General features: G+C 65.0%; 5 protein-coding genes. 2 read left to right on the forward strand and 3 right to left on the reverse strand.

Annotated elements, in window-relative coordinates; all coding sequences use genetic code 11:
* The 3 genes from EN742_RS26515 to EN742_RS26525 form a co-directional block, all read right to left on the reverse strand.
* Positions 1–862: MFS transporter (locus tag EN742_RS26515; protein ID WP_148670271.1), on the reverse strand; the 862-nt coding region annotated here is incomplete at its 3' end.
* 395 nt (positions 863–1257) lie between these two features.
* Positions 1258–1566, reverse strand: a complete 309-nt coding sequence (locus EN742_RS26520; protein WP_126057919.1) for a DUF1244 domain-containing protein — start codon at positions 1564–1566, stop codon at positions 1258–1260.
* A 22-nt stretch (positions 1567–1588) separates the two neighbouring features.
* Positions 1589–2386 (reverse strand): N-formylglutamate amidohydrolase, encoded by a 798-nt coding sequence (locus tag EN742_RS26525; protein ID WP_126057920.1) that lies wholly within the window; start codon positions 2384–2386, stop codon positions 1589–1591.
* A 268-nt stretch (positions 2387–2654) separates the two neighbouring features.
* On the opposite strand from EN742_RS26525, the gene EN742_RS26530 reads away from it, so the two are divergent.
* Together EN742_RS26530 and pyk are read left to right on the forward strand one after the other, a co-directional pair.
* On the forward strand, positions 2655–3125 hold the full coding sequence (locus EN742_RS26530) for a DUF1036 domain-containing protein (protein ID WP_245455349.1): 471 nt from the start codon (positions 2655–2657) through the stop codon (positions 3123–3125).
* A partial coding sequence (gene pyk, locus EN742_RS26535; RefSeq protein WP_128333462.1) for a pyruvate kinase occupies positions 3122–4143 on the forward strand: 1022 nt, incomplete at its 3' end. The genes EN742_RS26530 and pyk, both read left to right, overlap by 4 nt.

Raw genomic sequence — 4143 nt, forward strand, 5'->3', positions numbered from 1 at the left:
CCAGCATGCCCGCCGCGGCGGCAAGAGCCGAACCGCGAAGCGTCGTCACCGCGCCGAAGCGGTCGCGCACACCGTCGCCGAGGAAGCGCATGAGCGCCATGACGCCGGAAAAGGCGGCATAGGCAAGGCCGGCGAAGGCAAGGTCGGCGCCGAGCTCCTGCTGCAGGTAGAGCGCCGCCCAGTCGAGCACCGCGCCCTCGGAGACCATGGTCAGCAAAGCCATCAACCCGACCAGATAGACCACGGGGTGGCCCGGCAGCGAGAATTTCTGGTGCTCTGTCTGCTGCGGCTTGTCCTCTGCGATCAGGTAGCCGATCGCAAAAGCGACAACCGCGAAGGCGAGCGCCGTAACCACGGTCGCATGGACGAGATGGCCGTAATTCTGGATGGCGAAGCCGCCGAGAGCGCCGCCAGCGAAACCGCCAAGGCTCCAGAAGCCGTGCGAGGACGACATGATGGCGCGGGCGAGCCTTCTTTCCACCGCCACCGCATTGGCGTTCATGGCGACATCCATGCCGCCGATCGAGCCGCCGAAGATGAACATGGCGATGGCCGCCAGCGGTACGTTGGGGGCGAGCGCCACGGCCAGCAAACCGAAACTGCCGCACAGGCCGAACCAGCGCAGCACCGTGCGCGAGCCGTGCCTGGAGATCAAATGGCCGCACCAGGTCATCGCCGCCACGGCACCGGCGCCGAACAGGAGGATCAGCAGGCCGAGCGTGAATTTCGAGATATCCAGACGGGTCAGGAACACCGGGATCTGCGGCGCCCAGCTGCCGGTCAAAAAACCATTGGCGAGGAAGATGCCGGCCACGGCCCAGCGTCCGCGAATGGCGGCCTCAATCGTGTTTTGCGCGCTCATGGTCTGTCCGCAATACGAATGGTTTGGGCGCAAGTTAGATCGATTCAATCGGCGGTCAAGAGCCGCATTAGGCGACGTGCTTGGACCAAAGGGCGACGGAGGACCGGTTTTCGTTCGTGGCAGGCTGCTGCCTTGGAGGTTGGCGAGAACGCTTCCCGTTCGTCATCCACGGGCGGAGCAAGGAGCGGAGCGACGCGCGCAGACCCGAGGATCCATGCCGTTACCTAAGAGCGCCGCTACCGTGCAGAACACTCCCTGGGTTGCCTCGTTACGATCTTATCCTGTATCGCCGTGCTCTTCGGCAGCCGTCACGGAATGGATTCTAGGGTCTGCGCGACGTCGCTTCGCGACTGCTTCGCCCTAGAATGACGAAGTCGCGAAGGCGCTCGGCGCCGCTAGTGATCCTTCGGGCGCCTTGCCTCGAACTCCGCCTTCTTCGCGTCGGAAGCCTCGGTCTGGTTCAGCGCCTGCCACTCGGCATAGGGCATGCCGTAGATGATCTCGCGCGACTCGTCCTTGGAGAGCGCGACGCCGTCGACCTGCGCCGCCTCGCGATACCAGTTCGACAGGCAGTTGCGGCAGAAGCCGGCAAGGTTCATCAGATCGATGTTCTGCACGTCGCCGCGCTCGCGCAGGTGTTCGACCAGCCGGCGGAAGGCGGCGGCCTCGAAATCGCGCTTCTGCTCGTCGCTAAGCTCGGTCATGTCATGCGCTCCTCAGGCCCTGTCACACCGGCCCGGTGCGCGAGCCGAACTTCTTCACCTGGTGTATATCGGGACGGCGGTCGATCGCGTCAACGATCGGCGCCAGCTGCTCGGCCCAGGCGAGGGCGTCTTCGCGCCCGGCGATCAGGTCCTGGCGGATCTCGATCAGCGCATGGGCGAAGCCGTTGACGATGGCATGCCGGAACATGGTGTCGCCGCGCAGCGCCCCATCGTAAGGTTCGTTGTCGCCGACGACGAGGCTCTTGTCGGCGGCGAGCATGTCGATCAGCGGCCGCGCCACGCGGTCGTCCAGGTCCCACAATATACCGACATGCCAGGGCCGCCGGATGCCCTGCATGACCGGTGTGAAGGAGTGGACCGAGAAGATGAAGGGCGCCTTGCCGGACGCCTCGGCCACCGAGGCGATCATGGCGCCGACGGCGTCGTGATAGGGCCGGTAGAAGCGGTCGAGCCGTCTTTCCCGCTCTTCCGCGGCCATGGGGTAGTTTCCCGGCACGATGGTGCCGTCATAGAGCTGGCGGATCAGCGTCGGGTCGTCCTCGCCGCGGTTGGGATCGATCAAAAGCCGCGAGAAGTTGGCGAGCACAGCCGGCACGCCGAGCGTCGCCGCCAGCTCGCGCGTCACCGTCTCGACGCCGATATCGTAGGCGATGTGCCGCTCGAACTCGCTCGCCGGCAGGCCGAGGCTGCCATACTCCTCAGGCAGGGCGCGGCGGGCATGATCGCCAAGCAGAACGATGCCTCGCTTGCGATCGCCTTCGACGATATCGAAAGGCGCGAAAACTGTGGATCGGGTCATCGGCTGGAATTGGTCTGGTCGCTGGCTTCCCGGCAGGGTGGTAACGTCATTCCACGAAGAGGACGCTGGCGCAATGCCGTTGTTTGGCCACGGTTTCTGCGAAGAATCCAACGCATGGCGACAAATCGCGCCTGAGGCCTTCTAAATCGATTGGAATTGAACAAAACGGCGCGTTGACATGCGCCCGGAGTTTGCCGAAAAGGGGCGTCGAGAGATGCAGATGTCGTTCTTGAGGGGTTTCAGGATGGGTTCCGCCGGCAGGTCGCGCATGCGCCGTGCCTTCGCCTTGCCGATCCTGACCGTCGCCGCCGGGCTCACAGCCATGGTCGCGGCGTCGCCCGCCCGGGCCGATTTCCGCGTCTGCAACGCCACACAGAACCTGGTCGGCGTCGGCATCGGCTATCGCGCCAAGGCCGGCTGGATCACCGAGGGCTGGTGGCACATCGAAGGGTCGAGCTGCAAGACGCTGATCGAGGGTCCGCTGTCATCAAGGTTTTACTATCTTTATGCAGAAGACGCCGAGCGCGGCGGGCGCTGGGATGGCCCGATCAACATGTGCGTGGCCGAAAAAGAGTTCAAGATTGCCGGCGTAACCGATTGCGTCGCCCGGGGCTTCCAACGCGCCGGATTCCAAGAATATGACACGGGCGAGCAGGCAAGCTGGATGGTCCAGCTGACCGACGAGCCCGCAACGGGAGGCGCACCAGCGGCCCCCGCCCCGGGAACAAACAGTCAATGAGACGTAACCGCAAGGTCAAGATCCTCGCCACCATCGGTCCGGCCTCCTCCTCCGAGGAGATGTTGAAGAAGCTTTTCGAAGCCGGCGCCGATGTCTTCCGCATCAATATGAGCCATACTGACCACGATCTGATGCGCACGCTGGTCGGGCGCATCCGCGCGGTCGAGGACGCGGTCGGCCGGCCGATCGGCATTCTCGCCGACCTGCAGGGTCCGAAGCTGCGCGTCGGCAAGTTCGCAAACGGCAAGGAGACGCTCAGCGTCGGCCAGACCTTCACGCTCGACAACAATCCGGAACCCGGCACCTCGAGCAGAGTCTACCTGCCCCATCCGGAAATCCTGAGCTCGGTCGAGGCCGGTCACCGGCTTTTGATTGATGACGGCAAGCTGGAGCTCAGGGCGGTGAAGAGCGACGGCAAGTCGATCATTTGCACGGTCGTCGCCGGCACCACGATCTCCGACAAGAAGGGCGTCAGCCTGCCCGACACCGACCTGCCGGTCGGCGCGCTGACCGAGAAGGACCGCGCCGATCTCGACGCGGTGCTGGCGGCCAGCGTCGACTGGGTGGCGCTGTCCTTCGTGCAGCGGCCGGAGGATCTCGCAGAAGCGCGCAAGATCGCGCGCGGCCGGGCACTGATCATGGCCAAGATCGAGAAGCCGCAAGCGGTGGCCCGTCTGCCTGAAATCATCGAGCTGTCGGACGCGCTGATGGTTGCGCGCGGCGATCTCGGCGTCGAAATGCCGCTGGAGGCGGTGCCCGGCATCCAGAAGCAGATCACGCGTGCCGCGCGCCGCGCTGGCAAACCGGTGGTAATCGCGACGCAGATGCTGGAATCGATGATCACCGCGCCGGTGCCGACGCGCGCCGAGGTCTCGGACGTGTCGATCGCCGTGTTCGAGGGCGCGGACGCCATCATGCTTTCCGCGGAGTCCGCGGCCGGCGCCTATCCGGTCGAGGCCGTCGCGATGATGAACCGCATAGCCACCAAGGTCGAAGCCGATCCGACCTATGCCGGTAT

The organism is Mesorhizobium sp. M4A.F.Ca.ET.020.02.1.1 (genome assembly GCF_004022645.1).
GTDB lineage: Bacteria > Pseudomonadota > Alphaproteobacteria > Rhizobiales > Rhizobiaceae > Mesorhizobium.

Coding starts and splice junctions, on each gene's coding strand:
- EN742_RS26520 (WP_126057919.1), bottom strand. CDS start 1,566: ATGACCGAGCTTAGCGACGAGCAGAAGCGCGATTTCGAGGCCGCCGCC.
- EN742_RS26530 (WP_245455349.1), top strand. CDS start 2,655: ATGCGCCGTGCCTTCGCCTTGCCGATCCTGACCGTCGCCGCCGGGCTC.
- EN742_RS26525 (WP_126057920.1), bottom strand. CDS start 2,386: ATGACCCGATCCACAGTTTTCGCGCCTTTCGATATCGTCGAAGGCGAT.